Annotated in this window: 26 protein-coding genes and 1 pseudogene; 9 read left to right on the top strand and 18 right to left on the bottom strand. The window is 52.2% G+C overall.

Going from position 1 to position 25393, the window contains the following annotated elements:
* Positions 1-27 precede the first annotated feature (27 nt).
* From BN3772_RS05125 to BN3772_RS05100, 6 genes are all read right to left on the bottom strand, one after another.
* On the bottom strand, positions 28-633 hold the full coding sequence (locus BN3772_RS05125; RefSeq protein WP_157643546.1) for a hypothetical protein: 606 nt from the start codon (positions 631-633) through the stop codon (positions 28-30).
* Between the two features lie 290 nt (positions 634-923).
* Positions 924-1634, bottom strand: a complete 711-nt coding sequence (gene ric, locus BN3772_RS05120) for an iron-sulfur cluster repair di-iron protein (RefSeq protein ID WP_425280418.1) — start codon at positions 1632-1634, stop codon at positions 924-926.
* A gap of 230 nt (positions 1635-1864) precedes the next feature.
* Complete coding sequence (locus BN3772_RS05115) at positions 1865-2587, bottom strand: hypothetical protein (protein ID WP_042197363.1); 723 nt, start codon at positions 2585-2587, stop codon at positions 1865-1867.
* Between the two features lie 228 nt (positions 2588-2815).
* On the bottom strand, positions 2816-3133 hold the full coding sequence (locus BN3772_RS05110) for a winged helix-turn-helix transcriptional regulator (RefSeq protein ID WP_036698497.1): 318 nt from the start codon (positions 3131-3133) through the stop codon (positions 2816-2818).
* A 126-nt stretch (positions 3134-3259) separates the two neighbouring features.
* On the bottom strand, positions 3260-3583 hold the full coding sequence (locus BN3772_RS05105) for a hypothetical protein (RefSeq protein WP_042197360.1): 324 nt from the start codon (positions 3581-3583) through the stop codon (positions 3260-3262).
* A 25-nt stretch (positions 3584-3608) separates the two neighbouring features.
* On the bottom strand, positions 3609-4544 hold the full coding sequence (locus BN3772_RS05100; RefSeq protein ID WP_042197358.1) for a Gfo/Idh/MocA family protein: 936 nt from the start codon (positions 4542-4544) through the stop codon (positions 3609-3611).
* 132 nt (positions 4545-4676) lie between these two features.
* Here BN3772_RS05100 and BN3772_RS05095 point away from each other — a divergent pair, with 132 nt between their 5' ends.
* Both BN3772_RS05095 and msrB read left to right on the top strand, forming a co-directional pair.
* Positions 4677-5195: a TVP38/TMEM64 family protein gene (locus tag BN3772_RS05095; RefSeq protein ID WP_052380387.1), complete on the top strand. Its 519-nt coding sequence runs from the start codon at positions 4677-4679 to the stop codon at positions 5193-5195.
* Positions 5196-5278: 83 nt separating this feature from the next.
* The gene (msrB, locus tag BN3772_RS05090; RefSeq protein ID WP_042197355.1) at positions 5279-6265 is read left to right on the top strand and encodes a peptide-methionine (R)-S-oxide reductase MsrB; all 987 of its coding nucleotides are present in this window, start codon (positions 5279-5281) and stop codon (positions 6263-6265) included.
* Positions 6266-6557: 292 nt separating this feature from the next.
* Here msrB and BN3772_RS05085 read toward each other — a convergent pair whose 3' ends face one another.
* Positions 6558-7685, bottom strand: a complete 1128-nt coding sequence (locus BN3772_RS05085; protein WP_042197352.1) for a DUF4349 domain-containing protein — start codon at positions 7683-7685, stop codon at positions 6558-6560.
* 384 nt (positions 7686-8069) lie between these two features.
* Here BN3772_RS05085 and BN3772_RS05080 point away from each other — a divergent pair, with 384 nt between their 5' ends.
* Positions 8070-8222: a DUF1540 domain-containing protein gene (locus BN3772_RS05080; RefSeq protein WP_076245672.1), complete on the top strand. Its 153-nt coding sequence runs from the start codon at positions 8070-8072 to the stop codon at positions 8220-8222.
* 166 nt (positions 8223-8388) lie between these two features.
* Positions 8389-8766, top strand: a complete 378-nt coding sequence (locus tag BN3772_RS05075; RefSeq protein ID WP_042197350.1) for a VOC family protein — start codon at positions 8389-8391, stop codon at positions 8764-8766.
* 70 nt (positions 8767-8836) lie between these two features.
* Here the strand turns inward: BN3772_RS05075 and metE are convergent, their stop codons facing one another.
* From metE to BN3772_RS05050, 5 genes are all read right to left on the bottom strand, one after another.
* The gene (gene metE, locus BN3772_RS05070) at positions 8837-11128 is read right to left on the bottom strand and encodes a 5-methyltetrahydropteroyltriglutamate--homocysteine S-methyltransferase (protein ID WP_042197348.1); all 2292 of its coding nucleotides are present in this window, start codon (positions 11126-11128) and stop codon (positions 8837-8839) included.
* Between the two features lie 403 nt (positions 11129-11531).
* The gene (locus BN3772_RS05065) at positions 11532-12392 is read right to left on the bottom strand and encodes an undecaprenyl-diphosphate phosphatase (RefSeq protein ID WP_042197345.1); all 861 of its coding nucleotides are present in this window, start codon (positions 12390-12392) and stop codon (positions 11532-11534) included.
* A gap of 12 nt (positions 12393-12404) precedes the next feature.
* Positions 12405-13040: a DedA family protein gene (locus BN3772_RS05060; protein ID WP_042197342.1), complete on the bottom strand. Its 636-nt coding sequence runs from the start codon at positions 13038-13040 to the stop codon at positions 12405-12407.
* Positions 13041-13057: 17 nt separating this feature from the next.
* A complete protein-coding gene (locus tag BN3772_RS05055; protein WP_042197339.1) occupies positions 13058-15007 on the bottom strand; it encodes an FtsX-like permease family protein in 1950 nt (649 codons plus the stop codon).
* Entirely contained in the window at positions 14982-15752 is a 771-nt protein-coding gene (locus tag BN3772_RS05050; protein ID WP_042197336.1) for an ABC transporter ATP-binding protein, read from the bottom strand. The genes BN3772_RS05055 and BN3772_RS05050 overlap by 26 nt, the downstream gene beginning before the upstream one ends.
* Before the next feature lie 239 nt (positions 15753-15991).
* Between BN3772_RS05050 and BN3772_RS05045 the strand changes: the two genes are divergently transcribed.
* The 3 genes from BN3772_RS05045 (at position 15992) to BN3772_RS05035 (ending at position 18149) form a co-directional block, all read left to right on the top strand.
* Complete coding sequence (locus tag BN3772_RS05045; protein WP_042197334.1) at positions 15992-17029, top strand: NADH:flavin oxidoreductase/NADH oxidase; 1038 nt, start codon at positions 15992-15994, stop codon at positions 17027-17029.
* Positions 17030-17172: 143 nt separating this feature from the next.
* Positions 17173-17610 (top strand): MarR family winged helix-turn-helix transcriptional regulator, encoded by a 438-nt coding sequence (locus BN3772_RS05040; protein WP_042197437.1) that lies wholly within the window; start codon positions 17173-17175, stop codon positions 17608-17610.
* A 254-nt stretch (positions 17611-17864) separates the two neighbouring features.
* Positions 17865-18149, top strand: a complete 285-nt coding sequence (locus BN3772_RS05035; RefSeq protein WP_042197332.1) for a PQ-loop domain-containing transporter — start codon at positions 17865-17867, stop codon at positions 18147-18149.
* Here the strand turns inward: BN3772_RS05035 and BN3772_RS05030 are convergent.
* Positions 18094-19113 (bottom strand): sensor histidine kinase, encoded by a 1020-nt coding sequence (locus tag BN3772_RS05030; protein ID WP_042197329.1) that lies wholly within the window; start codon positions 19111-19113, stop codon positions 18094-18096. The genes BN3772_RS05035 and BN3772_RS05030 overlap by 56 nt on opposite strands.
* Positions 19114-19812, bottom strand: a complete 699-nt coding sequence (locus BN3772_RS05025; protein WP_042197326.1) for a response regulator transcription factor — start codon at positions 19810-19812, stop codon at positions 19114-19116. It lies immediately after the preceding gene.
* A 96-nt stretch (positions 19813-19908) separates the two neighbouring features.
* On the opposite strand from BN3772_RS05025, the gene BN3772_RS30515 reads away from it, so the two are divergent.
* Entirely contained in the window at positions 19909-20052 is a 144-nt protein-coding gene (locus tag BN3772_RS30515) for a hypothetical protein (protein WP_157643545.1), read from the top strand.
* Between the two features lie 94 nt (positions 20053-20146).
* Here BN3772_RS30515 and BN3772_RS05020 read toward each other — a convergent pair whose 3' ends face one another.
* The 3 genes from BN3772_RS05020 to BN3772_RS05010 all read right to left on the bottom strand — a co-directional run bounded on the left by BN3772_RS05020 (position 20147) and on the right by BN3772_RS05010 (position 22674).
* Positions 20147-20941, bottom strand: a complete 795-nt coding sequence (locus BN3772_RS05020) for a TIGR00266 family protein (protein WP_042178739.1) — start codon at positions 20939-20941, stop codon at positions 20147-20149.
* 205 nt (positions 20942-21146) lie between these two features.
* Entirely contained in the window at positions 21147-21818 is a 672-nt protein-coding gene (locus BN3772_RS05015) for a YitT family protein (protein ID WP_042197323.1), read from the bottom strand.
* A 355-nt stretch (positions 21819-22173) separates the two neighbouring features.
* The gene (locus BN3772_RS05010) at positions 22174-22674 is read right to left on the bottom strand and encodes a Crp/Fnr family transcriptional regulator (RefSeq protein ID WP_042178745.1); all 501 of its coding nucleotides are present in this window, start codon (positions 22672-22674) and stop codon (positions 22174-22176) included.
* 428 nt (positions 22675-23102) lie between these two features.
* On the opposite strand from BN3772_RS05010, the pseudogene BN3772_RS31165 reads away from it, so the two are divergent.
* Positions 23103-23307, top strand: a pseudogene (locus BN3772_RS31165) (transposase); the annotation flags it as partial.
* Positions 23308-23432: 125 nt separating this feature from the next.
* On the opposite strand, the gene BN3772_RS05000 reads toward BN3772_RS31165, so the two are convergent.
* On the bottom strand, positions 23433-25358 hold the full coding sequence (locus BN3772_RS05000) for a PTS fructose transporter subunit IIABC (protein WP_042197321.1): 1926 nt from the start codon (positions 25356-25358) through the stop codon (positions 23433-23435).
* Between the last annotated feature and the right edge of the window lie 35 nt (positions 25359-25393).

The raw sequence follows: 25393 nt of genomic DNA, 5'->3' as shown, positions 1-25393 counted from the left end.
CGGCTGTATAATTCATGTTACATTATGTTATCGCAGAACAAGGGATATCTCCAGCTCATCCTGGATTCTCAGCTTCATGTCAATTCCGTTGTCCAGCAGCGCCTTATCATTCAGCTTCAGCTTCCACTCTTCATTGGATAACGGCTTGTATTCCTTGACAGCGATCAGTGTCTTGTTATTCTCCGCCAGGCGGACATGGCCGCTGCTCTTCAGCAGCCCTCTCACGGTCATATCCTCAGCATAAGGCATAACATAGGAATGTGTCAGCTCCGGCTGGCCGCTTCCGCCGTTAATAGTCAGGATGACAGGCTGCAACGGGGCTGCCTGTGCCGCTGCGGCTGTTATAAGGATCATGTCCTCACGCTTCACTACGGTGCTTAAATCTGCCGCCGTTTTACCGCTTAATTGAATCTCCCAGGCCATGTCAGGACTGAGCGATATATGATTTACACTCAGCAAAGAAGTTCCGTCTCCGGAAAAAGTGACCAGGCCGCTGGCATTAAGCAGCTCCTTGACAGTGATGTCAGGCTTAAATGCATCACTGATCTGCCGCCCGGAGCTCCCGGTCAGGTCATTATCTCCGATCTTTACTGAGAATGCCGGCTGAGGGGCACCAGCGGCAACATTATTCACTTCAAGATTTGCCCCCAGGGCTTCACAGCCCCCTACAATCATAATCAGGATGAGACCCCAACATATCCGCCATAACCCATTCACCTTCAATTCCAGGCACCCGCCTTCTTTTGCCTGACACAGCTTCCAGCATCTTCTCAGGCATGTAGTCGTTATGTATTACTCCTTATTTAAGGATAACGTAAACAGACAGGCTTCTCAAATCATTTTGCCGATCACCGGCATTTTTACTTTTCTGCACACAAAAAGCCCCCGAAGGGGCTTTCCACAGCCAGCTCTGTTGATGCTGCTTATTGATAGCGCAAAAACAGGTTATTATTTTCCAGATGAACATGCTCGAAGGTCATGCCTTCCAGCTCCTCAAGCCGGGCATAGGTCAAGCGATATGTTGTGCAGGCATGCGGCGGCGGAGTGAAATCTCCCGTAACCGCACGCAGCTCACGCAGAATTTCGCCCGCCCCTTCATGCTCCTGCTCCAGATTGTGCAGCAGCTCATGCAGCTCAGCCAAGCCTGCTTCACTTGGATTTTCGCTGTAAGCCAGCATTTTAGGGAATTCCACTTCCTCTTCCTGTGCTGTATGCTTCAGCAGATCTTCACGCAGCAGGTTGAACAGGCGGTGAACTTCAGCCAGATGCGGGGAATCGTCGCCATGTACCCGGAACACCTTAGTGACGTTCTGGCTGATCTGCGGAAGCTCTTCACGCAGGTAGCGGTGATGCTTGTTCACAATATGCTCTACCAGCTCACGGGAAGATGCCTGATTCCATCTGGTATCTTCCTCAAGCACAGGATGCTCCTCTACCAGCTTCTGCAGATCACCGAGCAGCTGGTCTGCATTCAGCCCCTTCTCTTCAGCTGCTTCAGCCAGCGGCTTTGCTCCGCCGCAGCAGAAATCGATCCGCTGTCCTTTAAAGTAATCTGCAGCTTTCGGAAATTGCAGTACGATATCTCTCACAAAATCTTCACCGCTGAAGCTAAGCTGTCCGTTTGTATGATTCAATTGATTGGCCGTCATCATAGGCCCTCCCTTATCATTATTGGTCTAGGTTCTTTCTTACCTCTACACAATAACGTCTGGCAGAACCCCGGCTTGTGATTTTGCGCACTAAATATATAAAATTTTATTGAACACAGAGCTCAATACGTTTGATTCCCCAACGGCGTAATTCAGATCCGGTTCCCCGTATTCCAGCAGCCAAGCTCCGTAACATTACTTATTCAGCTTATTGTCTACCTTACCGTTGCCTGCATATACGTCCGCTTCCCCTGCGCATCCTTCAGGTACGGCCCAAGCCCGGCAAACCGGGAATGATCGACATACACGCCGGTCATCCATCTGCCTTCGGTCAGCCCGCCGTTCCACTGCAGGACCAGATCAGGGGCGGATATCCACTCCTGGTAGATCTCTATGTGATCCTGCTTGTATTCTTTGTAACGCTTGCCGATCTCCTTCAGCCTGTACGGATTAACATACGTCGGTACGAAATACGCGGATATTGTATCCAGCTCAGCACCATCCAGAAAGGCGTCATTGCCCAGATACTGCTGAAAAAGCAGTGTATTCTCATAGAGCGACCAGATTGCCGCCTGAAGCACCATACTCTGCCTGATCCCGTTGTGAAACGTGAATAACCGCTGACCGCTGGCAGCAGCCTGTCTTGAGGGCTCCGCCGGCTCCAGGCAATGCCGTTCACAGCCGATGCATTTCCAGCCGGAAGGACTCTGGATCCATTTTTGAAATACACGTCCGCTGTCGTTATCCCCTTTGTACAGAGAGGAGATAATGTCATAGGGCACACCAATCCACAAGTCCCACAAGGAATCGGGTAAATGGCCGTGCAGCATGAACAACGCCTTATCATAAATTAGCTGCACTTTAATCGAAGCGGCCTCCAGCTCGGCAACATCCTCTTTTCCATAGGTTATTTCCCGGGAAAACAAGGTATTTTTCATTTTCCTCGCCTCCTAAATGTTGTGCAGAACGGACCTCACAATATGGTTGCGCTTTCACTATCATTCTCTGCGACATCATAATCAGGGCTAGACAGGCTGGCCACGCTAGTTTTTCCTATTATATTACATTTTCGCGTTAGTTGTGCAAGTTTTATTTATTTAAATTTGAAAAAGCCCCTCTCTCCATTAGCGGAAAAAGGGGCTATCAACAGGACTTGTACCGCCGGATTACTCGACCCAGCTCTCGGCCCAGGACTGGATCTGCTGCATGACCGGCTCAAGTGCCCGGCCTTTAACCGTTAATTCATACTCGATGCGTACCGGAGTTTCGGGATACACATGTCTTACCAGAATACCTTCGCATTCCAGATCCTTCATTCGTTCCGACAGCATCTTATCGCTCATTGACGGGATCAGTCCGGAGATATCCTTAAAGCGCTTCGGGCCGCTCATCAATGTCTGGATAATAAGTCCATTCCAGCGTTTGCCTAAGAAAGAGAAGGCCGTTTCGAATCTTGGGCACATCGTCAGCTGATGTTCTTCCATTGTTCTCACCTCTCAGTTGTAAAGCTTACTATAAGTTAGTATATATAATTTTAACATATTTATAGCGTAATGAACATCGTTTACCAAAAAAAAGTTCATCAGCCCTATCCCATTATATCTGCAGTGTCAATCCCTTGTGCCTTGCTGCGGCTTACGCCGGGCAATCGCCTCAGTTACTGCATAAGCCAGATCATCATTCCCGTACAGCGACAGTACACCGAGAACGGTATCATCCGAAATATCTCCCGCTTCCTCTTCAGGTACAGTCAGAGCAAGTGCCCGGCCGAGTGCGGCATTGCCCTCCTGCTGCGGATAAGCCTGCAGATACAATTCATGCGGGTCAAGCTTGTTGTTCACACACCACTGGGCAAACACAAGAATCATCATTTCCTCATCCCGCTTATAGCTCTCGATGATTTGTTCCTCCATTGATTTGCGGTATTCGTCCATGCTCTAACTCCTCTCAATTCCTCTGTCATTCAGTAAGCTCTGCAGCCAGCCTATGGCTCGGCAATACATTAGATGCGCCGATGCTGCATAGCTCCGGTGTATGAATAGTGCTTAAAAAGTGCTTTACCGCCCCGCTGAATCCTCTGCGCTCCAGCACCGTGTCCCAGCTTCCGAAATTCTGGCTGCGGGGCAATGCGCCCTTCTCATATAGAACAGCCTGTTCCAGGTCCGTCACCTCAACTGATCTGCCATTGCCGTGTAGCTCCAGCTTCTCCATATCGGCTCCGGCATCCCTGACCATACTGTACATTCCGGTGACACCGGTGTTCCAGCCAAGGATTCCGGATGACTGCAGCAGACGGCCTTCACTGTCAGAGGTAAGCCGGCTTCTCAGCAGCTCATAATCGTTACCGCAGAGCCACAGCAGCAGATCAAGCATATGAATCAGATCATCATGGACCGTCTCATGGCTGGTGCTGTTCTGCACGCCGGTCCGGTGCTTCACCGCATTGCACAGGCTGATTCCCCCGGCCTTCTCCAGCCAGGCCTTGGCTGCCGTATACATAGGTGCAAAACGGCGGTTGAAGCCGACAGCAAGCAGCAGCCCGCGGTTCTCGGCCAGCTCTGCCATCCGCTGCGACTCCTCCAGATTGTAGGACAGCGGCTTATCTACATACACCGGTAAACCGTGCTCCAGACATTTTGTAACATACTCATAATGGGTTGTAGTTGGACTGTGCACAAATACTGCATCCAGGTCCCATGACAGCAGCTCATCCAGATCCGTAGTCCCTTTGGCAAGACGGTAAGAACGGACAGCTCCCTGCACAGTTGCCGGTGAATGGCTCAATAAGCCGACTACCTCCGCCTGATCATGGCGGGACAGCAGCGGCAGATATACTTTGCGGGCAATATCGCCGATCCCGATCAGCGCCACTCTTTTACGCACAGGAGTATTCATAGTACATCTTCCTTTACATGTCGTATAGATGTATTATACCGTGACATCTTGCGGCGGCAATGATCTTTGCTTCATTAATTACTTTTTTTTCAGTATGATGAGGGGAACAGCTTGTGAAGGGGCATAGTAAAAATGAAAAAATGGATAACGGTATTCCTGTATGTTTCGCTAGTAATCCTTGCGTTTATCTACAGATATGATCTGCTGGAATGGCTGCGCGAGGATCATAGCCCGCTATTGTCCTTTGTGGCCGCAATATTGCTGGCTTTTTTCCCTGTCCTTCCGTATAAGCTGATTATCGGGTTATTCGGCTATATTTACGGCAGTACCGCTGCGGTATTGATCTGCTGGAGTGCGACCACTATTGCAGCTGCAATAATGTATGGTTTAGTAAAATATCTGTTTCAGCAGCGTGCGGCCACTTATCTGGCATCCGTACCGTCACTGCTTAAATTCACTTCCGCTGTACAGCGGCGTCCGTTCGTATCGATTATTCTAGCCAGGCTTGCTCCGGTAGTACCGCAGTCGGCTGTCAATATTTATGCGGGAGCCGCCAGCCTTCCTTTTTGGAGCTATCTCGCAGCAACCGGTATCGGCAAGCTTCCAGGCATCGCTTTATACGCATTTCTTGGAGACAGGCTGTTTGCATAACGTTGGCAGATGTCGCCTGTTTGTTTTATAATAGCTCTAGATTGTGATCAATTTCATTGCGCATCTTGAATGGAGGGATATTAATGAGTGAGAATCAAATGGATAATATAGGCTCTAAGACAGAAAAAGCTACCTTTGCCGGCGGCTGCTTCTGGTGCATGGTATCCCCTTTTGAAGAATTGCCGGGCATTGCCGGGATTGTCTCCGGTTATACTGGCGGTCATACCGTGAATCCGACCTATCAGGAGGTGTGCTCAGAAACGACCGGGCACGTCGAGGCGGTGCAAATCACCTTTAATCCGGATATTTTCCCATACAGCAAGCTGCTTGAGCTGTTCTGGCAGCAGATCGACCCTACAGATGCCGGAGGCCAGTTCCATGACCGCGGAACCTCCTACGGCACCGCTATTTTTTATCATTCGGAAGAGCAGCGGCTTGAGGCTGAAGCTTCCAAGGCAGCTCTTGCGGCCAGCGGGCGCTTCTCGGCACCCATTGTGACGCCAGTCCTGCCAGCCAAGCCATTTTACCCTGCCGAGGAGTATCACCAGGATTATCACCATAAGAATCCGGGGCATTATAAGCGTTACCGCAAGGGCTCCGGCCGGGAAGCTTTTATCGAGACCCACTGGAAGCATAAAGAAGATAAAGAGAGCCTGAAGACACGGCTGACCCCGCTGCAGTATGAAGTGACGCAGAATAACGCGACTGAATCCCCGTTCCGCAATGAATTCTGGGATCATCACGGTGATGGCCTGTATGTGGACATTGTCTCCGGTGAGCCGCTGTTCAGCTCCATGGACAAATACGATTCCGGCTGCGGCTGGCCCAGCTTCACCCGCCCCGTCCGTGATTACGCAGTCAAGGAGAAGACAGACCTCAGCCATCTGATGATCCGTACCGAGGTGCGCAGCCAGACTGCCGATTCACATCTCGGCCATGTCTTTACCGACGGTCCCGGAGAGAACGGACTGCGTTACTGCATCAATTCGGCTGCACTGCGCTTCGTTCCCAAGGAAGATCTCGAAAAGGAAGGGTACGGCGAATACCGGGTGCTTTTCCAGTATGCTTAAGTAATCCCCCTAAACACAGCCAAAGCCTCCAGGTCCGTTAAATAACGGTCTGGAGGCTTTACGGTTACGCGGCAAGACCTTGCCGGCACACTTATAGAAGCAGACTCATCCCCGGTGCATCAGCAGCTCTTGGCACAAAACCAAACCGCTCGTAAAACGCTGCCTTCCGGATCACAGCCGGTTGATTGGTAGAGCTCTGTACATACGCGCAGCATAGCCCCCGTAATCCTCATCACCATTCCAGCTAAAAGAGTTCCGGAGGCTTCTGCTGCATTACCTTAACTGCGTCAAGCTACTTATCCAGTTCATCAGCCTCTTCTTTGCCGGGGGCTGCTTCCGCAGGGAGCTTCCCGTCGTCTTGCTGCGCCAAGGCCTGCTGCGTTCTGCCCGTCTGCCGGCTCCGCTCCGGATTAGCCGCTTCCCGCTGTTTCAGCCGCTTGCGGATAAAGAACACGATTACTGCAAGGATAGCAGCTACAATTAAGATCGGCAGCGCGGCCGCCAGGAAGACAAACAGCCACTGGAACGTTACCGACAAGGCATGCAGACTCTTCGTCAGTGCATCAGATGCCCGTGTCAGCAGCGGTCCCTGCTCTTTTTTCTGAATATCAATAATGCCCGAATCGCTCTGGTAGAGCCGGAGCTCCACTGTGGAGAAGGATACATTCTGATCAATGTAGCGCATTCTGCCCTTGATCTTCTCAATCGATTCCTGGATAGCTCCGAGCTCATTGGCAAAGGCAACGAGGTCAGCGGATTTGGTCGCTTTAGACATGAAATCAATGTACTGCTTCTCCATCAGCTGCTTCGCCTTCAGGCGGGATTCCAGATCCACATATTCCTCTGACACATCCTGTCCTTCAATGCTTCGCTGTACTCCATCGTTCTTTATCTGCTCCAGCTTATCAAGAAACGGAGAAAAACCGGCTGCCGGCACCTTCACAATAAAGGTTCCGCCTTTTTCGTAATCTGACATATTCTCGGTGAACCCGATGATATATCCGCCTGTCAGGGTAACCAGATTACGCACCTCCGACTGGGCAGCGCCGTAATCCTCCACTTCCATTGTAATGTTCGCTTTGTAGATCAGCTTCTTGTTCAGCCCGGCTGCAACGTCAACACCGCTAAATCCGGCTGTACCTTCTGACCCCTGCTGTCCTGAGCCGGAGTCCTCAACTGCCGGGCTGCCGCCTGCTGCTTCTCCGCGTGCCGTTGTATCTGTGCTTGTGTCTGCGGCACTGCTGTACTCCGATGTTTCTTCAGCTGCAGGCGCAGCCTGTGTCAGAGCCTCAGAAGATGCATTCATATTAGCCATGCTTGCATTATCACTGGCTGAGTTGTTGTTGCCGGAACCGCAGCCTGCCAGTATGACCGCCAAAATCAGTAAACCTGTTAAGTAATGCAGACCCCATTTTCGCATACTTATTCCTCCAAACATGTAGTGGATATCCCGCTTCTTTGGTTCATCCTTGCCCGCGGTCAGATTTTGTCTGTATACAGCTGATCCGCTTAACTCATTTGACGTCCCAAAAGCTGGAAGGTTGCAGGAGGAATGGAGAAAAGAGTATCTTTTTTACAAATATTTCTCTACAAAAAAAGATGCCCCGTCTCACGGAGCATCACGTTTGCGAAAATTCACTTTATTTGCTACAATGTTCATGTCTGAGAAGACATCAACACCAAATACCCTCTATTCATTAGAATAAGGGTATGGCTCTGTTGGACAAGCTCCACCTTGCCCGACAGGACAGTACAACTTCGTACTGACAATATTGATAATCTACTACAAGGGGAGGTGACCCTCATGGCAAAAGACGTTCTGTGTGCAGTGAACTCTTGCACCTACTGGGCTGAAGAGAACAAATGTAACGCTGAAAGCATCTTTGTTGCTTATCACAGCTCCAAGGAGCCAACGCATTCTGAAGAAACAGACTGCAAAACCTTCGAAAGCAAATAAGTAATACCCTAGAAGGGACCCTCCACGGTTCCTTCTTTTCATTTCCTATAGTATCAAGAATGATAATTATTATCAAGTGTTTCCATAAAAAAAATAACCGGCCTTTCTGAGAAAGACCATAGAATGGTTGTACGCTTTCACATAAATTGAATCCGGAGGGTTAACGATGATTAAGCAAATCGGCCAAGTTATGCTGTATGTGAACGACCAGGACCAGGCACTGAGGTTCTGGACTGAGAAGGTCGGCTTCATCAAGGTATCCGAAGCAGACAACGGCCAGGGGCTGCGCTGGATTGAGATTGCACCGGCTGCCGGGCTGCAAACCTCCTTCGTGCTTCATAACAAGCAGCTCATCGCTGAAATGCAGCCTGAGCTTAATCTGGGCACACCATCCATTCTGCTGTTCGCAGATGATCTTGACACGCTGTATAAAGACTTCCAGGCAAAGGGCATTACTGTGGGGGATCTGGTGGATATGCCGGATGGCCGGGTATTTAACTTCGCCGATGATGAGAACAACTATTTTGCCATAATGCAGAAATAGCAGCCTGACAACAGCAATTACGCCACCACAGCTATTGTGGTGGCGTTTATTATTTCTTCTTGATTTACATTTACACCAGGACCGCTTTTCTTACCTGCTCTGCCGCCTCTATCATGTTGCGCAGGGCTGCTCCGGTCTCCTCCCAGCCTCTGGTTTTCAGGCCGCAGTCGGGATTAATCCAGAACTGTCCGGCATCCAGCACACGCAGGGCACGCTCAATGCTTGCTGTCATCTCACCCACATCCGGCACCCGCGGGCTGTGGATATCATAAACGCCGAGCCCGATTCCCTTATCATACTCCTGCTCCTCAAAGCTGACGATCAGCTCACTGTGGCTGCGTGAGGTTTCTATGGAGATTACATCTGCATCCATCGCCGAGATCGGACCGATCATATCATTGAACTCACTGTAGCACATATGGGTGTGAATCTGTGTTGTATCCTTAACCGGGTTCGTGGCAATCCGGAAGGCTCTGACCGCCCAATTCAGATAATGCTCATGATCCTCCGCCTTCAGCGGCAGCCCTTCGCGGATGGCCGGCTCATCGACCTGAATCATCTCGATGCCTGCATCCTCCAGTGCCTTGACCTCTTGACGCAGCGCGAGGGCAATCTGATTCGCTACCTCTTCACGGCTCAGGTCATCGCGGACAAACGACCAGTTGAGAATCGTCACCGGTCCGGTCAGCATACCTTTTACAGGCAGGCTGGTCAGCGACTGGGCATAGACGCTTTCCTTGACTGTCATCGGCTCTACAAAAGCAACATCGGCATAAATGACCGGCGGCTTCACACAGCGTGAGCCGTAGGACTGCACCCAGCCGCCTCTGGTGAAGAGGTAGCCTGCCAGCTTCTCGCCGAAGAACTCCACCATATCCGTCCGCTCAAATTCCCCGTGCACCAGGACATCCAGCCCCAGCTCCTCCTGAAAAGCAATCGCATCAGCAATCTGCTGGCGGACAAACCCGTCATAGCGCTCCTGGCTCCATACGCCTTTGCGCCATTTAAGCCGCGCCTGGCGCACTTCAGCCGTCTGCGGAAAGCTGCCGATGGTCGTTGTCGGCAGGAGCGGCAGCTTCCATTTCTCACGCTGAACCTTTTGCCGTTCTGCAAAAGGCAGGGTCCGTCTGTCGGGAAGCTGCTGCAGGCTGCGCACCTGCTCGGCTACATCGCTGCGGCCACGCTCCGGCAGTGCGCGGAAGAGAGCAAGCGCCTCACGGTTAGCTTCCAGCTCTGCAGCGTAGCTGCCCTGCTCATCCAGCGCCGCTGCAGCGATCAGACTAAGCTCAGCCAGCTTCTCGTCTGCGAAGGCGATGGCATTCTTGACCGTGCTCTTCAGCCGGTCTTCACTCTGCACCGTCACCGGCACATGCAGCAGGCTGCAGGAGGGCTGCAGAATCAGCCGCTCAGCCGGTACGAAGCTGCTAAGCCGGCTGACCAGCTCCAGCTTGGCCCCGGCATCGCTGCGCCAGATGTTCCGCCCGTCAATGATTCCTGCGCCGAGCCATTTATCTTCCGGCCAGCCAAGCTGCCCTATAGCGGCAAGGTTAGCTCCGCCGTCATGGACAAAGTCAAGACCAAGACCAGCCACCGGAAGCTTCAGCAGTGCCTCAAGCGGCTCTGCAGCCTCGAAATAAGTCTGCAGCAGCAGCTTAAGTCCCGGTACCTCTGCAGCAATCGTCTGGTAGATTCTCTCCAGCAGGGCCAGGTCTTCCTTTGTCAGCCCGGTAACTGCCGCCGGCTCATCAACCTGCACCCAGGCCACTCCCTCCTGCTGCAGCTCCTGCAGCAGCTGAATGTAGACCGGCAGGAAGCGGTCTGCCACTTCTGCAATATCAGCAGCACGGAATCCCTTGGATAATTTCAGGAAGGTATACAGGCCGAGAATAACCGGTTTCCCTTCAATTCCAGCCTGCTCCTTGGCGAAACGGTAGGCGGCAAGCGGTTTGTTGGACGTCAGCACCGGGGTCTGATTGCCGATCTCCGGTACGATATAGTGATAATTCGTATTGAACCATTTAGTCATCTCACAGGCAGGCGCTTCTTCACTTCCGCGGGCCATCGCGAAATATAGATTCAGCTGAATCTCTCCGCCGGTATAGCCGTAACGCGGCGGTACAATGCCGAACATTGCTGCCGTGTCCAGTACATGATCATAGAAGGTGAAATCACCAACCGGAATCAGGTCAATCCCTGCCTCCTGCTGTGTTCTAAGATGCTGGAGCTGCAATCCGGCCATCTCAGTGCGGAAAACCTCTTCATTGATTTTACCGCTCCAATACGATTCTAGCGTCTTCTTCCATTCCCGGTTTCTGCCGATTCTCGGATAGCCGAGGCTGCTGGTAATCAGTTTGTTGGCCATTATGATTCACTCCTGATTTCATATAGTTTATTATCGTTGTTATGCGATGTGGGCAGATAATAATGTAAACAGCCCGATTATCTACCGGGCAGTCCGGCCGGTTAGCTCCGCCGCTGCTGCACATCTGATCTGCTGCAATCATACTGAACCGCAGGGTCTGCCCGCAACAGCTTTATCACTTTCCGGCTATACGCTTTCCCTATAACTGATACCGCTAAGTCCCGGTGCGGCTATTCTGCCATTGCAGGCTTCCTGCTTCCCAGTCCTGCCAGCGGCATCCATAACCGCCGGAAACCGCAGGTAAACCGCACAAAAGCGGCGGCTCCTGCCCTTTCCCGGGAGGAGCCGCCGCTTCCGGCAGCCTGCTATAAATTCGGTTTATGGATACAGCCTGACAGGCTGCTTAGAACCAGACCAGATAGACCACGGCAGCCAGTACAATCCGGTAGATTGCAAACGGCAGCAGCTTAATCCGGTTGATCAGCTTCAGGAAGAAGCGCATGGACAGCAGCGCGAACAGAAAGGCGCTGATGAAGCCGGCGATGAAAAACGGCAGTGCATCCAGTGTAAAGTACTGCCAGTTTTTAATCAGTGAGATCAGGCTCGCTCCGGCCATAATCGGCACAGCCATAATAAACGTGAAGTCTGCGGCAGCACGGTGGCTCATCCCCAGCAATACACCGCCGGAGATGGTTGAGCCGGAGCGGGAAAAGCCCGGCCAGAGCGAGACACACTGTATAAGGCCGACTGACAGCGCCTGACGGTATGTAATCTGGTCGACCGTTTCTGTTTTTACTTTTCTAGGTGCAAAACGGTCCGCAATAATCATAAAGACAGCTCCGACGACCAGTCCGATCAGCACCGTCGAGGTAGAAAACAGATGTTCATCAATGTAATCCTCAAACAGCAGGCCGAACACTCCTGCAGGAATGAGTCCGACAAGAACCTGGCCCAGCTTCAGGCGGCCTTCAGTCTCTACCTGCGGCACACCGTCAGGTACAGCAGTCATTTCTTTACGGCTGAACCGCTTCAGGCCGAGCAGATCAATAAATCTTTTGTAGAAAATAATGACCACGGCAAGAATCGATCCCAGCTGGATTACAACCTTGAATGTGTTGGCTGTATATTTTCCCAGGAACTCCTGCGATTTCAGCCACATGTCATCCACAATGATCATATGGCCGGTGGAGGAAACCGGAGCAAATTCAGTCAGTCCTTCTACGATACCGAGAATAATGGCTTTGATAATAGTTAGCAGCTCCATGTCTCTTCCTCCTTATTTTGTGGTCTGGCTGCTTGCTTTGCCGGCAGCCTGCCGTCTGCGGAAAAATAAAATCCCCAATAGAACCATCCCTGCGGCAAGCGCAATATAAACAACATTCGAGTACGTATCCATATAACCGGCAATGTCTTCCCATGACTCACCCAGTGCTGCACCGAGCAGGATAAGCAGCGTGTTCCAGCCCAGTGTACCGATCGTAGTGAACAGCATGAACTGGCCGAATTTCATCCCCGACATTCCGGCCGGTATAGAAATCAGGCTGCGGACGAGTGGAATCATCCGGCAGAACAGAACAGTCCAGTAGCCATATTTATCAAACCACGCATCCGCCCGCCGGATATCCTTGGCGCTGATCCGCAGCCATCCGCCCCAGCGCTCCACAATACGCTCCAGCCTGCTTACATCCAGCAGCCGGCCGACCCAGTACAGTACGACAGCTCCGAGCAGAGAGCCGGCGGTTGCGGCAATCAGCACCCCTGGAATGGTCATATCCGAGGTTGTTGTCATGAATCCGCCGAACGGCAGAATAATTTCCGACGGAATCGGCGGAAAGATATTCTCAAAGGCAAGCATCAACATAATGCCGAGATAGCCGAACTGCTCCATAAAGTCTGTAATCCAGGTTTTCATTGTGGGGTCCTCCGCTTTCAGATGAGATTTTTTTTGAGGTTGCGCAGATAACGTCCTCTGATCAGAAAGAAATACAACCCCTGCGCCGCCAGGTATCCGGCCAGCACCGCGCCTGTTTCGGCGGCAATGGACAGGTAGAACAGCCGCTGCAAGGCGATAAAAGCAAACAGGCAGTGAAGCATGGCTATACCGACAGGAATAAAGAACATCAGTGCGAGCTGAAGAGTGACGGAACGGTCCAGCTCCCGGTCGGTCAGGCCCATTTTTGACAAAGTGGAGTACTGCTGCCGGTCATGATCCAGGTCCGTATAGAGCCGGAAATATAAGAAGCTGCCTGCGGCAATGAAGAAGACGGTACCGACCAGCAGGGAAGCGAACAGCATGGTACTGTAGAGGATTTTTTGAATTTCAAACAATGTACCGCTGACCACTACCGCATATGGAGAAGCACTCTCATAGCTTACCTTCCCCTTGCCGCTGAGTGTGCTTGCAATACCTGAGGTCAGCGGGAAATCTTCAACATAGAAGCCGGTATAGCTGTCGGTATACACTGCTGTAATTGCCTGGAACAGGCTGTCATTGACAACCATTCCGCTGAAATCGCCACCGTCTCTGCCGTCAAGCTCAGGCAGCAGATATTCGGCAATCGGGACATGCCCGGTATAACCGGCTTCCGTGATCTCTATCCCCTGCTCCAAGGTGTATACCGCCTTTACCCGGCTTTCAGTTAAGCTGCGGTCGCGCTGGGAGCCGATCATGACCAGCCCCTCATAGTTCTCCGGCGGCTGCTCTGCGGACACAAATCCGGCTTTTTCCAGTGCCTGCATATAGCCGGTATAAGCAATCAGCGGAAGCAGGAAGGTGCGGTCCGGCCCGGTCTGCGAAGTAACCTTTGCGTATTTTACCGGAAGCGTCAGCGTTTCATAGGGCAGCCCGAGGCGCTCCAGCTCATTCCGGATTCCCTGCAGGTCAGCTTCGGGTCTATAGCCGGCTTGATTGGCCTTGGCCACATAACCTACGGCAGCCGGATAATCCAGCTGCAGCTCCCTGGACAGTGTATGGATGGACGCAAACACACCTACGGAGGTAAAGGATACCGCGGACACAATCGTCACCATGAAAAACATCCGCCCGTTTGCCTTCCAGCGGTAGGACAGGCCTGAGAGCATGATCAGATTGGTCTTGTGCCAGTAGAACCGCCGCATACGGCGAAGGACATTTGCGATATACAGGCTTAGCTGTGTGTAGAACAGATAGGTTCCGGCAACTGTAATGGCAACGACCGGGAGCATAATCACCTCTACGGAGACTGCAGATGCCGAGGCTGCAAGGGCGTATCCTCCCAGCAGCAGCAGCGCTGAGGCAGCAGCCGGCAGCGGGGAGATCCGCGGCGTCTGCTCTGCCCTGGTTCCGCCGTGAAACAGGATACGCGGGGAATCCTGCCCGATCAGCACAAATGTGATTAGGGATATGAGGATAAACAGCAGAGCGAAGCTGCTGATGGTCAGTAAAAGCGCCTGCCAGGAAAAATAAAATTTCAAAGGATCAATTCCGAGCAACCCCGCCCCGATCATCAGGAACAGCTTGCCGAGCAGCATACCCAGCAGGGTTCCGCTCAGGATAGCCGAGCCGCCAATCATCATATTTTCCAGGAATACCATTGTGTTCAGCTGGGCCTTTGTCATACCGTGCATCAGCAGGAGACCGAACTCCAGCTTGCGCGACTGCAAAAAAGAACCAACGGAGACCAGAACGAACAGCGAGGAGAAAACAAAGATAATCGCCTCTGCTGCAAGCATCGTATCAGCTGCCGTGCTGAGAATCAGATCCCCTGAAATGGCCGGATGAAAAATAAACAAGGCACACAGGAAGAAAATCATTACGGAAAAGGAGCTGCAGACAAAGTAAGCGGCGTATTTGCGTTTGTTACGTGTGACGTTCCTATAGGCGAATTGGCGAAAGGTCATGGGAAGCTCCTCCCAGCAGCGACAGCATGTCGATAATATTCTGGAAAAAGGCTGCTCTGCTGCTGCCGCGGTACATCTCACTGTAGAAGCGCCCGTCTTTGATAAAAATAACACGGTGGCAGAAGCTGGCCGCCACCGCATCATGCGTAACCATCAGTACAGTGGCTCCTTCTGCTTCATTCACCTCAGCCAGCAGGCCCATAACTTCACCTGCCGTTTTGGAATCCAGGCTGCCCGTCGGCTCATCAGCCAGAATCAGCGAAGGGCGGTGAATCATCGCCCTGGCAATGGCCACCCGCTGTGTCTGGCCTCCTGACAGCTCAAAGGTCCGTTTCCCCAGCAGCGGCAGGATATCCAGTCTGGCCGCCGCCTCCTGCAGCCGGCGCTCCATCTCCGGAACCGGTACTCCGGCCAGGGTTAGCGGGAGAATAATGTTCTCCCCGGCGGTGAGGGTATCCAGCAGATTGAACTGCTGAAAGACGAAGCCCAGCTCCTTGCGTCTGAACAAAGCCTTCGCATTACGGTCCAGCTTATTCGGATCACGTCCGCCGATCATAACTTCACCCGAGGTAGGCTCATCGATAGTGGCGATGACGTTGAGCAGTGTTGTTTTGCCGCTGCCGGAAGGTCCCATTATACCGACGAATTCCCCCTTCTCTACAGCAAAGCGGATATGGTTCAGCGCCTGGGTCGATACCTTGCCCTCATATATTTTGGATAGATTGTGTACGTCTAACAGGGGCAAGTGCTTCCGCTCCTTACGTCTTTTAGATTGGTTTTATTATACAAAGTGTTAACACCCGGTGCTATTTCTGAAACTTACAGTCACCTTACATTATTGTAAGCAAGCAAGGGTTGACATTCTCAGCTGAGCCGCCTATATTTATATGCATGAGCATGCATTTATTAATTAACGGATAATAATGACCCTTCCGTTTACATACAGCATGCCAAATTCAGGCACTCTGCCAAGGAGAGATACAAATGAAAGACTTGTTCACCCCGTATGAATTGATGGATTTGAAGCTGAAGAACCGCGTAGTTCTGCCTCCTATGTGCCAGTATTCTGTAACGGCAAAGGACGGAATTGCTACAGACTGGCATTATAACCACTATGTAAGCCGTGCCGTCGGCGGCACCGGACTAATTATTATAGAAATGACCGATATCGAGCCTGACGGCCGTATTACGGATTATGATCTGGGCATCTGGTCAGATGAACACATCCCTGCCCTTGCCCGTATTGTTGACGCCTGCCACGCCTATGGCGCGAAAGTTGGCATCCAGATAGCCCATGCCGGACGCAAGGCTGAAGATGCTGCTGTTCCGGTATCCTCTTCCCCTATTCCGTTCGATGATAAATCCAAGACCCCCCGCGAGCTGACAACAGCGGAAGTGAAGGATATGGTCGGCAAATTCCAGGCTGGTGTACAACGTGCCGTAAAGGCCGGCTTCGATGTCATCGAGCTGCACGGCGCCCACGGCTATCTGATTCACCAGTTCCATTCGCCGCTCACCAACCGCAGAACTGATGAATACGGACAGGATCTCACCTTGTTCGGCAAAGAGGTAATTGCTGCCGTGAAGCAGGAAATGCCGGAAGGCATGCCGCTCATTATGCGCATCTCTGCCCAGGAATATGTCGAGGGCGGCTACGGGCTTACAGAAAGCCTGAATATCGGTGCGGCTTATAAGGAAGCCGGAGCGGATATTTTCCATATCAGCGCCGGCGGAGAAGGGGCCATTGCCGCTTCGGGCAGACCGGGTACTCATGCCGCCTATCAGGTGCCGCTGGCCCGGGCATTCAAGCAGGAACTGAATGTTCCCGTTATTGCAGTAGGCCGGCTTGATGAAGCCGCACTGGCCAATGCGGTTATCGGCAATGAAGAGGCGGATCTGGTAGCTGTCGGACGCGGCATGCTCCGAAATCCTTACTGGACGCTGGAAGCAGGCGTACAGCTGGGCAAGGATGCAGGTATTCCGAAGCAGTATACGTTCGGATTTCCCCGGGTCAATAACTAAACCGTCAGATAAGAGCTGAGAGTAATGGATCGTGCAGCTTTCAGGCTGGCCGGCTTCTTTTCTCGCAACCGCCGGGGTGATAATGGTATAATGGATTTTAACTAATTTCATGCGCCGGCATGCACCGGGAGAGGATTATGCAGATGAAGAAGAATCTGGAGGATGACCTGATTACCAGCTGGTTGTCTCTGACCCATATACAGATGAATGTAGCGAATGAGCTTGAAGTTCGTCTGCAGGAGAACTTTCAGCTGTCGCTCAAGGAGTTTTACCTGCTGCTGTTTCTGTCCGAGGCTCCGGAGAAGAAGCTGCGGCTGCAGCAGCTGGAGTCCATGGTCGGACTCAGCCAGAGCGCAGTTTCGCGGCTGGTCAGCCGCTTTGAGGCCAAAGGCTGCGGAGCGCTGGAGCGGAAGAACTGCGATAATGACCGCCGCAGCATCTATACTTCACTGACAGCGATCGGGCAGAGCAAGGTGGACCGGGCGCGGATAACTGTAAGCGAGGTGCTGGCGGAGGCTTTTCCGCATAGCGAAGCTGCACAGCTGCTGGAGCAGCTTGCACGGCTGGGGCAGCAGCAATAGTCTGCTGCCGCCTTATGCGGGGCATTTCCGGCCCCCGTCACAACAAAGACCCCCGTTGTACCATATTGGTCAGCGGGGGTCTTTGTTATGCGGCTAGCTATGCTAACACCTTCAGGCGCCCAATTTCTCCGTTGTAAAGTCCGGCCGGCTTGTCTTCTAATCAGTGTGACTAGTCATCTGAATCATAAGCTGTCACCTATCCGCCCGCTACAACATACAACGTATAAGAAAATGATAAACCTGGAGGTGTGAGCATGCTGTTTGCGCTGATGCAGCTGCTTGGCGGCATAATTCTGTCTGTGGGCTGGATTCCGCAGATTATTCAGATTATAAGAACGAAGTCAGTGTCTGACTTGAGTCTCAAAGCCTACCTGCTGATGCTGCTGGGTATCGGACTGATGGAGGCTTATGCACTCAGGCTGGCCGCTGACGGGACGGGGCTGGCTTTTCTCATCACCAATACGTTATCGCTGGCCGTTGTCTCTACTGTTGTGCTGCTGATTCTGCGCTACCGGCTGCCCCCGAGCCCGAAAAAATAATCCGTACCGCCGTACCCTGCCCTGCCTCAGAGGAAATCTCCGCCCTATGCCCCAGCTTACCGCAGATCTGCTTCACCAGATACAGTCCCATCCCTGTTGATTCCTGAAATGTGCGTCCGTTCACCCCGGTAAAATAAGCATCGAACACCCGCGGCAGGTCACCGGGCGGAATACCCACCCCTTCATCGCGCACCTCAAGCACCGCCTGTCCCTGCGCTGCAGTATAGCCGTGAAAATGAACGAATCTCCCTTCCTCAACCGTGTACCTGAGCGCATTCGTAATCAGCTGGGTCAGCACGAATCCGAGCCACTTCTCGTCTGAAGTAATCGTGAGCCCGCTCTCTATGCTGATTGCCGGGAAGACACGCTTGCGGATAAACAGTCTTTTCTGCTCAGACGTCACGCTGCGCACCACCTCCTCCAGCTTCAGCTGTTCAACGTAAAAATCATGCTCGAACGTATCCAGCCTTGCAGTATACAGTACGGTGTCCAGCCCCTTCTTCAGCCGGTCCAGCTCATCGCTGATCGCCGTAAACGGCGGTCCGTCCTTATCCTGGATGATCAGATGGATGACAGACAGCGGCGTCTTCATGCTGTGCACCCACTGGTTGATGAAATGAATATGCTCCTCCAGCTTGTGGCGGTAGCTGTGCAGATCGTTCTGATAGAGCTGGAACTGACGGGTCAGCAGATTGCGCAGGCTATCGGCCAGCGGTGAGCTTTGGGCCGGGCCACCCGATTCGTTCAGTGTGCCGGGCGGGGTCTGCAGCCGTTCATAAAAGGTACGGTTCGAGATGTAACGGTAGGCTAAATAGGCCGCCAGCAGGCATGTGCTCAGCAGTGCAGCGTACAGGCTAACCTCCACTGCACTGCCGCCGTCCAGCCGGTATACAAGAGAGATGATCAGCAGTTGGGCCAGATAAATGATAATAAGCGGTGTCTGTTCCTGCAAAAACAGCTTCATCTACAGTTCCCCCCAGTCCCCGGATAAGCGGTAGCCCTGGCCGCGCACGGTTTGCAGACCATCCTGGATGTCCAGAACCGCCAGCTTTTTCCGTACCCGGGTAACATAGACATTCAGGGTATTATCGTCGACAAAGGCCTGGTCGTCCCAGATTTTCTCCAGCAGCCGGTCGCGCGTAACGAGAGTACCGGCTTTTCGCATCAGCTCATCGAGAATTTTGGCTTCGGTATGGCTGAGCTCAATTCTGGCGCTGCCGCGTGACAGGACAAGCCGCTCGGCATCAAGCGTCAGCCCGGACACACTCAGGCCGCGCTCATTCCCGCCTGCAGCATAGGAGCCGTATGCCCGGCGGAGATGGCTTTTGATTTTGGCAAAAGCAATTTCATAGTCAAACGGCTTCGTGATATAATCATCCGCCCCGTTCTCCAGCGCCATGACCTGATCCATCTTTCCGTCGCGGGCAGAGATGAACAGTACCGGACAAGTGGAGATTCCCCGGATCTGGCGGCACCAGTAGTACCCGTCGAACTTGGGCAAATTGACGTCCAGCAGCACCAGGTGCGGTGCATACTGCTCGAATTCAGTTTTGACCGCTTCAAAATCCTGCGCGGCCCGGGTTTCGTAGCCGAATTTATGTAAGTAATTCTGCAGCAGGGCAACGAGCCCCTGATCATCTTCAATAATGAATATTCTGAACATAAGAGTCCTCCGGTCGCATCCCAGGCGTATAGCATGAGGGTTTGCCCATAATATATACAGTCCCTGCGGGCTAGTCAAATATGAGATATACTCGGTATGCGCGTGAGCAGGGGGCCGGCTCCGTTACCGGCATACCTGTCACCGGAGATGCTGGAGCAGAATCCCGCCTGGCAGGGGGTCCACCGTCCGATGTTTCTGCTGATCGCTGCCGTTAAAACCGGACATTCCCCGGTAAAATAAGGCTGCGCACAACAAACAGCCGCCCTCCCGGTTATCCGGCAGTGCGGCTGTTCGGTTAATACTCCCTGCTGCTGATGATACGTCTGTCTAGAGTCTATCTGCCGTCCAGCAGATTGCCCAGGCCGCCAAGAATACTGCCTTCCTCCTTGCGGCCGGAGCCGCCTGCTGCCGACAGGATACGGTCAGCCATCCGGCTGAACGGCAGCGACTGCACCCAGACCTTACCCGGTCCGCGCAGGGTTGCAAAGAACAGGCCCTCGCCGCCAAACAGCGCGGTTTTGACTCCTTTTACAAATTCAATGTTGTAATCCACAGAAGAGGTCATCGCTACAAGACAGCCTGTATCCAGCTTGATTGTCTCTCCCGGCTGCAGCGTCCGCTCCAGCACATGACCGCCGGAATGGACAAAGGCAAGGCCGTCTCCCTCCAGCTTTTGCATAATGAAGCCTTCCCCGCCAAAAAAACCTACGCCCAGCTTGCGCTGAAATTCAATGCCTACCGATACGCCCTTGGCCGCGCACAGGAATGAATCCTTCTGGCAGATTACCTTACCTGAGTACTGCTGCAGATCAAGCGGAATGATTTTACCCGGATAAGGGGCAGCGAAGGTAACATTCTTCCGGCCGTAATGCCCGCTGTGTGTAAATACTGTCATAAACAGGCTCTCGCCGGTCAGCACCCGCTTGCCTGCGCCCATAAGCTTGCCCATCAGCCCGCTGCCCTGCCGGGAGCCGGAGCCGTCACCAAAAATCGTCTCCATCGTTATTTCAGGGTCCATCATCATAAAGCTTCCGGCTTCGGCAACTACGCTCTCACCTGGATCAAGCTGTACCTCCACACACTGGATTTCTTCGCCCATAATCACATAATCAATTTCGTGTGCACTCATTCCTGCAGCCTCCCAAAGGTTAATAATGCATATGTATTCGCGTCTCTGCGCTTCCATGATGTATCGAATGAGGTATATACGCTCTGCCCGCAGCAGCGGTTTCAATCTTCAAGATACAATAAATAAAGGCCAGGACAGATGCATGTATGCATCCAGCCTGGCCTTTGATCTTGAACCCCGCGGTACGGGGTTAACTTTGCGCTAATCACGCTACTGTACTATCCTGCGGCTTACTCAGCTGCGGCTGAAGCTTCGGTACTTTGTTCAGCTTCGGTTTGCCAAGTGTTGTGGTCAAGGTAATAACATAGCCGGCTACTACTACGGCCATTACAGTGTACAGCGTCTCTTTGAGCGGCATATATATAAGAGACAATGCCAGCACAATAACATCCATAAGGATAAAGACGGTACCTACCTTAATTCCCTTCCATTCACTGATCAGCAGCGATAAAATATCGTCACCGCCGCTTGCACCACCGCCGCGAAGGATCATTCCCGCTCCAAGACCTGTCAGTACGCCGGATAACAATGCCGCAAGCGGCAGATTATCCTGCAAGTCGATCACCCATCCGGAATAGCGTTCCATCAGCCCGTAGAACAGTGTAAAGGCTATTACTGAAATGACGGTGTTCATTACGAACGATTTTCCTTTGAACATGATTGCGATTATAAGTACTGGAATGTCTAATAGTAGAGTGGATATCGATGGTGAAATGCCTAGTACGTATTTGCCGAGCAATGCCAGGCCGACGAACCCGCCCTCGGTCAAATGATTCTGATAATTAATGTGATAATAAGTAAAGGCTAACAGCAAAGTTCCGGACAAAATAACGGTGAGTCGTAACGGCAGCTTCATGCCGTTGTTGTGATTCCTCATACAGGTCTCCCCTTATCGTAGTTGGCGGCTCAGACGTCGCTTAAGCCTCTACGGGGGGGCATGCCAGAGGAGCTTTTCCTTCGCATACAATACTCCCTTCCCTAGTGAGAGGCGGCTTCGTCAATTACAACGTTTCGCACCTTCGACAGGGAAGCTAAGTATAAGACAGATCATAACGTTTCCAAATCGTCCTTTGGGGATTCGTCCTTCGGGGACACATGGTATCCTGATCCTTTCTTTAATTTGATAACTTCTGAATAGATTATACCACGCGGCAGGCTGTCTCTAAACAGGTTTCCAGTAAAAACATCACGAATCATGTAAATTTTACGCTTCATTCATGTAAAATCTGCATTCAGCCCTGATTCCGCAGCAGACGATTGACCGTTTCGCGCCGGACACCGATCAATTGTCCGATTTCCTCCTGGGTCAGCAAATCTGTAAGCTGTGCACCGTAAGCGTAATCCTTCATCCAGCGGTTAAGCAGCTCCATCCGTTCAGCCGGTGAGCCGACGGTAAGGTGATCCAGCCGTGTCTGCATGAACCGGACCTTCTCCTGAAGCAGCAGCGCAATCTCCATCACTTTGTCCGGATTCTCGCGCAGCTCCCGGTACCACTCCGCAGCCGGAACGACCTCAATTTCACTTTTTATCATGGCAACAGCCGTTCCATGCGCCTCCTTTGGCGAAATGAGGGAATGATGGGGAACGGTCTCACCGGGATACAGCAGGTTAAACAATACCATATTCCCGTTTTCATGCAGTCTTGTTACTTTGAACAGCCCGCTCTTGACCTTGTATAGATAATCGCAGCTGTCTCCCTGACGGAACAAGACTTCCCCTCTGTGCAGAATCATTTCGCTCTCTCCTTTAACTTCTGTTTATATATATTATTAATTATACAGAATTACACCTTCAAATTGCAGCGGAATTGAAACCAAAAAAGCGGCTGTCCCAAAAGCCATGAAATGCTGCTGGGGACAGCGCTATTTTTTACGTAGGATCTACTTAGGCTTTTTGACTGGACGCTCCGTGAACAGACCGTTGTTCCAATCGCTGTGCTCTCCAGATTTTTTTCATTCCCCTTAGCGGTGAAAATCCGGAGACCAAGGCGACCGCTGCCGCTTTTCCACAATCAGTCCGTCCACTCCACTGTTTAAGCGGAAAACGCATCCTCAATCTTTAAAAAACCTAAAAAAAGAAACCACTCTTTGATTAAATGGAGGTACCACCCAACCATTTCAACTCATAGGAGGAGTTTCTTTGTACATTTAATATACCATGTGAGGAAGGCTATGCTTTGTCTGTACGCCGAATGACAGTACCGGAAAGTGTATTTGGACAACTGAAGAACAACCGGGGGCTTCCGACGATTTCTGCTTCGCGGCATGGAGAAAGTGACGCCCCAGGTCGGATGGCTTTCGCTTGCTCACAATCTACTGAAGCAAGCTGCAAATGACCAAAAACAAAGAGCAGCCATTCTCCAGTGACGGGAGAATGGCTGCTCTTTGACTTTTTTGCAGTTCTGAAAAGGTGAAGAGTATGTCTTTACTCGTAGAAAAACTACTTTTGGGACAGCCCCTTCTTTATTTAAAACGTACCGTTTTAGAAGCTATTATTTGGTCTGCAGCGGCTTCTTCCACAGTCCCAGCGTCAGGCCGGAAATTACGGCACCGATCACCACAGCCAGCAGGAACAGGAGCGCGTTGCTGGAAAGAAAGGCAACGAAAATTCCTCCGTGCGGTGCAGGCACGTTAATGTGCCAGAGCTGTGTCAGTCCGCCGGCAACAGCAGAACCGATGATGCAGGTAGTCAGCACACGCAGCGGATCGGCTGCCGCAAACGGAATTGCACCTTCAGTAATAAACGACAGGCCAAGTACATAATTCGTCAGCCCGGATTTGCGTTCGGTTTCGGTGAACTTGTTCTTGAACAATGTTGTCGCCAGCGCGATTGCCAGCGGAGGCACCATGCCGCCGGCCATTACCGCAGCCATCATCAGGCCGTTCACGTTGCCGCTGGAGGTGAATACGCCGATTGCAAAGGTATAAGCCGCTTTGTTGAACGGGCCGCCCATATCAATAGCCATCATTCCGCCAAGAACAGTACCCAGAAGAACCATATTGCCGGTGCCCAATCTGTTAAGGGCATCAATCATTGCTGTATTAATGGAGCCAAAGACCGGATCGAATATATAGTATGCTACAGTTCCGGTGATCAGCAGGCCAAAGACCGGGTAGAGCAGAATCGGCTTCAGTCCGTCAAGCGTGCGCGGCAGGCCGGCAAAGGCTTTACGCAGGCCGATGATGACATAACCGGCCAGGAAACCGGCAGCCAGACCGCCGAGGAAGCCGGCGTTGGAATTCAGGGCCATGATGCCGCCGACCATACCCGGCATCAGTGCCGGCCGGTCACCTATGCTCATCGCGATAAATCCGGCGAGGATCGGAATCAGGAAGTGGAAGGCACCATCGCCGCCGCCGATCGTCTGCAGCAGCTTCACCAGCGGGTTATCGACGCCGGCAACCTGCTCGATCAGGAAGGAAATGGCAAGCAGGATACCGCCGCCGACTACGAACGGAAGCATGTGCGAAATACCGTTCATCAGATCTTTGTAGATTTTGCTTCCCACGCTGCCCGATTTAGCCGGAGCAGCTTCGCTGCCCGTGCTGCGTCCGCCGTCCTGGTAGATCGGGGCATCGCCCTTAAGTGCTTTGCTGATCAGTTCTTCAGGCTTACGGATACCGTCACTTACCGGTCTTTGCAGCACCGGCTTGCCGGCGAAGCGGGCCATTTCAACATTTTTGTCGGCCGCCACAATAACACCGCTGGCCCGGCGGATCTCATCTTCGGTAAGCACATTCTGCGCGCCTTCCGAGCCGTTGGTCTCAACGCGGATATTAACACCCATCTCCAGCGCCTTTTTCTTCAATGCATCTTCGGCCATGAAGGTGTGGGCAATTCCTGTAGGACAAGCTGTAACAGCTACAACAAAACCGGAGGATTCCGGATTTCCAACGATCAGCTTCTCAGGCGCCGGCTTAACTGCAGGAGCAGCCTTATCTGCTTCTGCCTTGGCATCCTGCTCCGCCTGCTTGGCATCAAACAATGCAGCAACCTCATCAGGTGTGGAGGCCTGCATGAGCGCCTCGATGAATTCGCTTTCAATGAGCAAGCGGGACAATGCTGCCAGGGTGCGCATGTGCATATTCCCGGCACCCTCCGGTGCGGCAATCATAAAGAACAGCTTGGCCGGCTCATCGTCCAGTGATTCGTACTCTACACCTGCGCGACTCTTGGCGAATACTACAGTAGCTTCATTAACTGCAGAGGTCTTGGCATGCGGCATGGCAATTCCGCCGCCGATCCCGGTGCTGGACTGGGCTTCACGCGCCAGAATCTTTTCTTTGAACAGCACCTTGTCATTAATCCGTCCGCTGGCCGCCAGGCTGGCAATCAGTTCATCAATTGCCGCCTCTTTTGTAGTTGCCTGCAGATTCATGATCATTGCTTCTTTTATCATCAAATCTGTAATTCTCATGTTTATCAGCTCCCTATGTTCCTGTTAATACCAAT

Source organism: Paenibacillus camerounensis (genome assembly GCF_000723885.1).
GTDB classification, from domain to species: domain Bacteria; phylum Bacillota; class Bacilli; order Paenibacillales; family Paenibacillaceae; genus Paenibacillus_AQ; species Paenibacillus_AQ camerounensis.
This window is presented reverse-complemented; position numbering and strand designations above follow the sequence as displayed.

Coding starts and splice junctions, on each gene's coding strand:
- BN3772_RS05010 (WP_042178745.1), bottom strand. CDS start 22,674: ATGATTCTGCACAGAGGGGAAGTCTTGTTCCGTCAGGGAGACAGCTGC.
- BN3772_RS05105 (WP_042197360.1), bottom strand. CDS start 3,583: ATGGACGAATACCGCAAATCAATGGAGGAACAAATCATCGAGAGCTAT.
- BN3772_RS05065 (WP_042197345.1), bottom strand. CDS start 12,392: ATGGAGCTGCTAACTATTATCAAAGCCATTATTCTCGGTATCGTAGAA.
- BN3772_RS05060 (WP_042197342.1), bottom strand. CDS start 13,040: ATGAAAACCTGGATTACAGACTTTATGGAGCAGTTCGGCTATCTCGGC.
- BN3772_RS05020 (WP_042178739.1), bottom strand. CDS start 20,941: ATGAGTGCACACGAAATTGATTATGTGATTATGGGCGAAGAAATCCAG.
- BN3772_RS05110 (WP_036698497.1), bottom strand. CDS start 3,133: ATGGAAGAACATCAGCTGACGATGTGCCCAAGATTCGAAACGGCCTTC.
- BN3772_RS05030 (WP_042197329.1), bottom strand. CDS start 19,113: ATGAAGCTGTTTTTGCAGGAACAGACACCGCTTATTATCATTTATCTG.
- BN3772_RS05055 (WP_042197339.1), bottom strand. CDS start 15,007: ATGACCTTTCGCCAATTCGCCTATAGGAACGTCACACGTAACAAACGC.
- BN3772_RS05080 (WP_076245672.1), top strand. CDS start 8,070: ATGGCAAAAGACGTTCTGTGTGCAGTGAACTCTTGCACCTACTGGGCT.
- BN3772_RS05045 (WP_042197334.1), top strand. CDS start 15,992: ATGAAAGACTTGTTCACCCCGTATGAATTGATGGATTTGAAGCTGAAG.
- BN3772_RS05095 (WP_052380387.1), top strand. CDS start 4,677: ATGAAAAAATGGATAACGGTATTCCTGTATGTTTCGCTAGTAATCCTT.
- BN3772_RS30515 (WP_157643545.1), top strand. CDS start 19,909: ATGCGCGTGAGCAGGGGGCCGGCTCCGTTACCGGCATACCTGTCACCG.
- BN3772_RS05085 (WP_042197352.1), bottom strand. CDS start 7,685: ATGCGAAAATGGGGTCTGCATTACTTAACAGGTTTACTGATTTTGGCG.
- BN3772_RS05115 (WP_042197363.1), bottom strand. CDS start 2,587: ATGAAAAATACCTTGTTTTCCCGGGAAATAACCTATGGAAAAGAGGAT.
- BN3772_RS05025 (WP_042197326.1), bottom strand. CDS start 19,812: ATGTTCAGAATATTCATTATTGAAGATGATCAGGGGCTCGTTGCCCTG.
- BN3772_RS05040 (WP_042197437.1), top strand. CDS start 17,173: ATGAAGAAGAATCTGGAGGATGACCTGATTACCAGCTGGTTGTCTCTG.
- BN3772_RS05100 (WP_042197358.1), bottom strand. CDS start 4,544: ATGAATACTCCTGTGCGTAAAAGAGTGGCGCTGATCGGGATCGGCGAT.
- BN3772_RS05035 (WP_042197332.1), top strand. CDS start 17,865: ATGCTGTTTGCGCTGATGCAGCTGCTTGGCGGCATAATTCTGTCTGTG.
- metE (WP_042197348.1), bottom strand. CDS start 11,128: ATGGCCAACAAACTGATTACCAGCAGCCTCGGCTATCCGAGAATCGGC.
- BN3772_RS05000 (WP_042197321.1), bottom strand. CDS start 25,358: ATGAGAATTACAGATTTGATGATAAAAGAAGCAATGATCATGAATCTG.
- BN3772_RS05075 (WP_042197350.1), top strand. CDS start 8,389: ATGATTAAGCAAATCGGCCAAGTTATGCTGTATGTGAACGACCAGGAC.
- msrB (WP_042197355.1), top strand. CDS start 5,279: ATGAGTGAGAATCAAATGGATAATATAGGCTCTAAGACAGAAAAAGCT.
- BN3772_RS05015 (WP_042197323.1), bottom strand. CDS start 21,818: ATGAGGAATCACAACAACGGCATGAAGCTGCCGTTACGACTCACCGTT.